This window comes from Kitasatospora sp. NPDC056327 (assembly GCF_042261735.1).
In the GTDB taxonomy this organism is placed as follows: Bacteria; Actinomycetota; Actinomycetes; order Streptomycetales; family Streptomycetaceae; genus Kitasatospora.
The window spans coordinates 1-4,827 of the sequence record NZ_JBHJRC010000440.1 but is presented as its reverse complement, the minus strand read 5'-3'; the positions used below and the strand labels follow the sequence as shown (position 1 = coordinate 4,827).

Genomic DNA, 4,827 nt, shown 5'->3' with positions numbered 1-4,827 from the left:
CCGCCGACGCGGGGTGCGGCCCTCCGGCGTGGTCGGACGTGGTCGGACGTGTGCGGGCAGGGGCGGGCGCGGGCGGGCCGCCCCCCTGCCGAATGGCAGGGGGGCGGGGCAGGAACGGGCCGGGAAGATGTGCCGATCGGTACATGCCGGGGCCGGTGGTGCGGAGGGAAGCTTGACCTGTCGCCGGGGAAGGGCCTCGGAGGCGAGTCAACAGGACTGTGCCACAAGGGAGTTCACCATGTTCGCCACCGTTTCCACCGCCGCCCGCCCGAAGGCGGGCGCCGTGCTCGCCGCCGCGCTGCTGTGTGCGGCCCTGGGCGGCTTCGCCGCGCCGTCGTCCTCGGCGGCCCCGGCCGGACCCGCCACCCGGGCCGCCCAGGCCGCGTCCTCCGCGCCCTCCGTGTCCTCCGCGCCCTCCGAAGCCTCCGCCCAGGACGGGCGGGGTCCGGTGACGCCGTCGGTGCGGGGCTCGGTGCGGGTCGCCTACGTCTACTCGCCCGACGACGACATCCGGTTCGTCTTCGACGTCGAGGCGGCACCCTTCAGCCGGCCGCTGGAGGGGATCCCGCGCGGGCTGCCGACCGACGCGCGCGGCACGGTGCGCATCTCGCACCACGTCGCGGCCCTCGGTCGCACGGTGACCTCGGAGGCGGCCGTGGACTGCCTGGTCACCGGGGACGGTGCGGCCTCCTTCACCGCCGTCGTGGTCCGCGCCGACCCGGAGGTGGCCGACACCGTCGGGCGGCGCCAGGGCTTCAGTGTCCTGGACGGCGGTGGTCACGGCCGCTCCGCGGGCCCGGACCGGGTCGGCTTCTCGTGGGGTGTCGCCAACCTCGACACGGACGGCGGCGGCCGGCCGGTGGAGGGCCGGGTCGGCACCTGCATGGCCCCCGCACCGTTCACCCCCGTGGTGGAGGGCAGCCTGGCGGTGCGGCACGCCGGACTGCCGCCGCTTCCCGCCGGGTCCGGGCCCGCCGTGGCCCGGTGAATTGACCCGTGGTACCGAGTGGGAAATGAACCGTGGGCCGGGTCGGTCGATTCCCTAGAGTGATCATCACGAGGTCGCGGCGGAGGAGCCGGGGCCGCCCGGGACGGGGGAGAGACCACCATGAACGCCAACCCGATCAGGCCGCTGCTGACCCGCGCCGCCACCGCCGAGACCACCAGCGACCCCAGCAGCGTGATGACCCTGCTCGCCGACTGCGGCACCGACGGCAGCCCGGTCACCAGCTACCGCTCGACCTTCGCCGAGGGGGCGGTCGGCGCCCCGGCCCACTTCCACACCCGGGCCTCCGAGCTGTTCTTCGTGATCGGGGGCTCGCTGCGGGTCCTGCTGGACGACCGGGTGGAGACCCTGGGCGCGGGCGACTTCCTGGTCGTCCCGCCCAGGACCCCCCACGCCTTCGCCGCCGCACCCGGTTCCGGGGCCGACGTGCTCTTCGTCTTCACCCCCGGTATGCCGCGCTTCGACTACCTGCGCCTGCTCGGGCGCGTGATGCGCGGCGAGGCGAGCCTGCAGGAGATCAAGGACTCCTCCGAGCTCTACGACAACCACTACGTCGACAGCCCCCTGTGGCGCGCCACCCTGGAGGCCGCCGACGGCGCCTGATCCCCGCACAGGCAAACCGGGCAAATACTAAGAGTTGATTCTCCGTCAAGGTTATTTAAAGGAAAGGCCGACTACATTCGGGTCCGACCGATTCCAGCGAGGTCCCGCGCCCACGGGCACGGAGCCTCCCCCTTCCCCGGGAGACCCGTTGAACCGCACGACCGCCACCGTCGCCGCAGCAACGTTCGCCGCGGCACTGCTGCTCGTCTCCTGCAGCACGACCACCAGGGCCGCGCCGACGCACCAGCCGGTCTTCGCGCCCACGGCGATGCCCTCGCTGGACGGTGCGGAGGCGGGGGCGGCGGAGTTCGTCCGGTTCACCCAGGAGAAGGGCACCCCGGAGCAGCAGGCGGCGGTGACCGGGCACGTCACGGGGGTCGCCAGGTCGGCGGCCCAGGGAGATCACCGCAACAGCTACATCGCCACCGACTACCCGCAGCCCGAGGAGGCGACGATGCGTGCCATCACCGACGCCTACCTGGCCTGGGCCGGCCCGGCGGACGACGCCGCGATGCTCGTGCTCTACACGGCCGCCGGAACGGTCATGGGCGGTGTGGAGCTCGCGGCCCTGCGGAGCCCCGCACCGGCGTCGTCGAGCCGCTGACGGCGAGAGCGGCGGCCCCGGCCGCGCGGGGTCCGCGTGGCCGGGGCCGTTCAAGCATGCGACAGGGATCAGAAGTTGACGCAGACCACGTGGACGCTGATGCCGACGCTGTCGTAGCCGGGCTGGTGGCCGAGGCCGATCCAGCCGGTGCCGTCGTCGGTGGGGAAGCTGCCGTTGAGGACGGACTCCTCGCCCTGCGCCTCGGCCCCGCCGCCGACGGCGCGCTTGCCGGAGGGGCACGAGACCGTGCGGCGCTCGAAGTTGCCGACGTTCTCATTGGGCAGCTGCACGATCTGGTAGCCGTCGATCACCCGGGCGACGCCGTCCCGTGCCGGGGAGTTGTCCGAGGTGATGTCCTTCGCGTCGGCCTGGACGGCCCAGCCCGCTCCGGCGGCCAGGGCGACCGTGATGAGACCCGCCCCGAGCGCGCGCTTGCTCCGCAGCATCATGAGTTCCCTTCCCGGGAATCCGGCGGCCTCCTCCGTTCGGGGCCGCACCGGAGGGCTTATCGGTCAAGGACGAGGTGAGGTTGAGCGAAACCGCCCGAAGGAGCGACTCCGGTACCCCGGCGGCCGTCGGGGGTGAAGGTGGCCCGGAGGTGACGAGGCGCCGGATGGAGCGCCTGCTCACGGTCGGCGAGCGCTCCAGCGTCAGCAACCAGGGGGCGCCTCTTCGGCTGTGTCCCGAAGAGGCGTCCCGACACCTCGATGTTCCTGTTGGAGATGCCGGACGGAAGCGAGTGGCTCTACCCAGAGAGCCTCTACCGGGGGCACTTCGGCGATGCTCCGTCTGTCGTCGCCGAGCATCGAGGTGATGATGATCCGCTGCGCGGGGACGTAATCCCGGTCGGCGACTCCCGAGCGCTCGTCGCTGATGCGATGGAGGGGTGCCGGCATGCAGGGCGTCGATCTCGGCACGGCCGCGTGGGTCAGGAGTACCTACAGCGGGGACAACGGGGGCGAGTGCGTCGAGGTGGCCCTCGTGTCGTCCGCCCCCGGCACCGTTCCGGTGCGTGACTCCAAGGACCCCTCCGGGCCGGCCCTCCTCTTCCCCTCCGCCTCCTGGCGGTCCTTCCTGGCCGGCCTCGCCGGCGGCGACTTCCGCCCCCGAGCGGACCGCCCCTCCCGTTGGTCAGGGGCACCCTCGGGGATGGGCTACTATTTACCCATCACCCAGTTGCGCGGGTGGCGGAATAGGCAGACGCGCTGGATTCAGGTTCCAGTGCCCGAAAGGGCGTGGGGGTTCAACTCCCCCCTCGCGCACAAATGGACCGGCCGGTCGATCCTCGGATCGACCGGCCGTTTCGTTGTTCCCGGGCGCTGCCGCCGACCCGCGGGGCCGTGGCTCAGGGGTCCACGAACGTGACGGGCCCGGGAGCGTCGATCTCCTCGCCGGCGCCGCCGACGGGACCGACCGCACCCGCCGGGCGGCGGTGTCGCCGATGCAGAGGTCACCGCCGCTGGTCACCGCCAGCGTCCCGGGGAACGTGACGTGTCCCTCGGGCGCGGGCCCCCCGTCCCCCAGGGGGCCGTCCCCGACGGCGGTGATCCAGTAGCGGCTCCACGGCGACAGGTTGCCCACGGGCTTGTCGGGGGAGAGCATCCAGACCACCACCGTCTCCTTGTCGACGGTGTGGCCGTCGTCGTCGACGGTGCCGGTGTCCCCGATGAAGACGTTGCCCCGGCCGTCGACGGCCAGTCCGCGGGCCGATCGGCGGGGGCCCTCGCCGTCGACCGCGTAGATCTTCCGGTCGCTCTTCAGGACCACGCTCACGAAGGGCAGGTTCGCCGAGGAGATGTAGAGGTTCCCCTGCGGGTCCACGGCGATGTCGGACGGGAACGAGAGCTCGCTCGACAGCGCGTCCACGTTGTTGGCCGGGACCCCCGGCATGCCGTTCCCGGCGTACGCCGTGGCGGTGCCGTGCTCGTCGACCCGGTACACCAGCAGGCCGGCGGAGTCGGCGACGTAGACCCGGCCCGTGGTGGCGTCCACCGCCACCCCGCTCGGGCTCTTGAAGGTGCCGGCCGCGACGAAGGTGGAGATGATGCCGTCCGGCCCGACCCTGCGCACCGGCCCGGCCCGGTCGGCGATGTAGACGTTGCCCCCGGCGTCCATCGCCAGCCCGGCCGGGGAGTCGAGTCGGGCCTGCGTGGCCGGCACGTTCTCGCCGGACTGTCCCCGGGTGCCGTCGCCGGCGAACACCGAGATGGTGCCCGCCGCGTCGACCTTCACGACGGTGTGGTGCTGTGCGTCGCTGATGTAGACGGTGCCGTCGGGGCCCGTGAGCACGCCGTCCACGCTGCCTTCCACGGGGGCGACCGTGTAGATGTATCCGGCTTTGCGGTCCACGAGTTCACCATATTCGCGTCATCGCCGTGCCACCTTTCGAGGGAGGGGCCCAGGGGCGACCGCCCGGCCGGAACGGGAGCCCGGGTGCGCCCCGCTCTCCCCACCGGCCACGCGACCGTGCCCCTGGACCGGAGGTTGTGGCAACAGGATGCGTGCTCCCCGCCGCGCCCGCACTTCCCTCACCAGGGGTGACCGTCTAAGCCACCCAGGGTCTCGGTCAGTTCGCGCATGGGGGCCGACCGTGAGGGGGCGGTCAGCAGATGCC

At 72.7% G+C, this 4,827-nt stretch carries 4 protein-coding genes, 1 tRNA gene and 2 pseudogenes; 5 read left to right on the top strand and 2 right to left on the bottom strand.

All coding sequences use genetic code 11. The features are described from left to right. Positions 1-238: 238 nt before the first annotated feature. The 3 genes from ACFCX4_RS34810 (at position 239) to ACFCX4_RS34800 (ending at position 2,213) form a co-directional block, all read left to right on the top strand. Positions 239-988 (top strand): hypothetical protein, encoded by a 750-nt coding sequence (locus ACFCX4_RS34810; protein ID WP_376151237.1) that lies wholly within the window; start codon positions 239-241, stop codon positions 986-988. Between the two features lie 120 nt (positions 989-1,108). Next, on the top strand, positions 1,109-1,609 hold the full coding sequence (locus tag ACFCX4_RS34805; protein WP_376151236.1) for a cupin domain-containing protein: 501 nt from the start codon (positions 1,109-1,111) through the stop codon (positions 1,607-1,609). 148 nt (positions 1,610-1,757) lie between these two features. Next, positions 1,758-2,213: a hypothetical protein gene (locus ACFCX4_RS34800; RefSeq protein WP_376151234.1), complete on the top strand. Its 456-nt coding sequence runs from the start codon at positions 1,758-1,760 to the stop codon at positions 2,211-2,213. 68 nt (positions 2,214-2,281) lie between these two features. Here ACFCX4_RS34800 and ACFCX4_RS34795 read toward each other — a convergent pair whose 3' ends face one another. Further along, positions 2,282-2,659, bottom strand: a complete 378-nt coding sequence (locus tag ACFCX4_RS34795) for a hypothetical protein (protein WP_376151232.1) — start codon at positions 2,657-2,659, stop codon at positions 2,282-2,284. 427 nt (positions 2,660-3,086) lie between these two features. On the opposite strand from ACFCX4_RS34795, the pseudogene ACFCX4_RS34790 reads away from it, so the two are divergent. Both ACFCX4_RS34790 and ACFCX4_RS34785 read left to right on the top strand, forming a co-directional pair. Next, positions 3,087-3,287 (top strand): annotated as a pseudogene (locus ACFCX4_RS34790) (DUF397 domain-containing protein); the annotation flags it as partial. Between the two features lie 104 nt (positions 3,288-3,391). Further along, positions 3,392-3,475, top strand: a tRNA-Leu gene (locus ACFCX4_RS34785). A 718-nt stretch (positions 3,476-4,193) separates the two neighbouring features. Here the strand turns inward: ACFCX4_RS34785 and ACFCX4_RS34780 are convergent. After that, positions 4,194-4,328 (bottom strand): annotated as a pseudogene (locus tag ACFCX4_RS34780) (hypothetical protein); the annotation flags it as partial. Between the last annotated feature and the right edge of the window lie 499 nt (positions 4,329-4,827).

Excerpts from the sequence above, each read along its gene's own strand:
- ACFCX4_RS34795 (WP_376151232.1), bottom strand. The coding sequence starts at position 2,659 with ATGCTGCGGAGCAAGCGCGCGCTCGGGGCGGGTCTCATCACGGTCGCC.
- ACFCX4_RS34805 (WP_376151236.1), top strand. The coding sequence starts at position 1,109 with ATGAACGCCAACCCGATCAGGCCGCTGCTGACCCGCGCCGCCACCGCC.
- ACFCX4_RS34810 (WP_376151237.1), top strand. The coding sequence starts at position 239 with ATGTTCGCCACCGTTTCCACCGCCGCCCGCCCGAAGGCGGGCGCCGTG.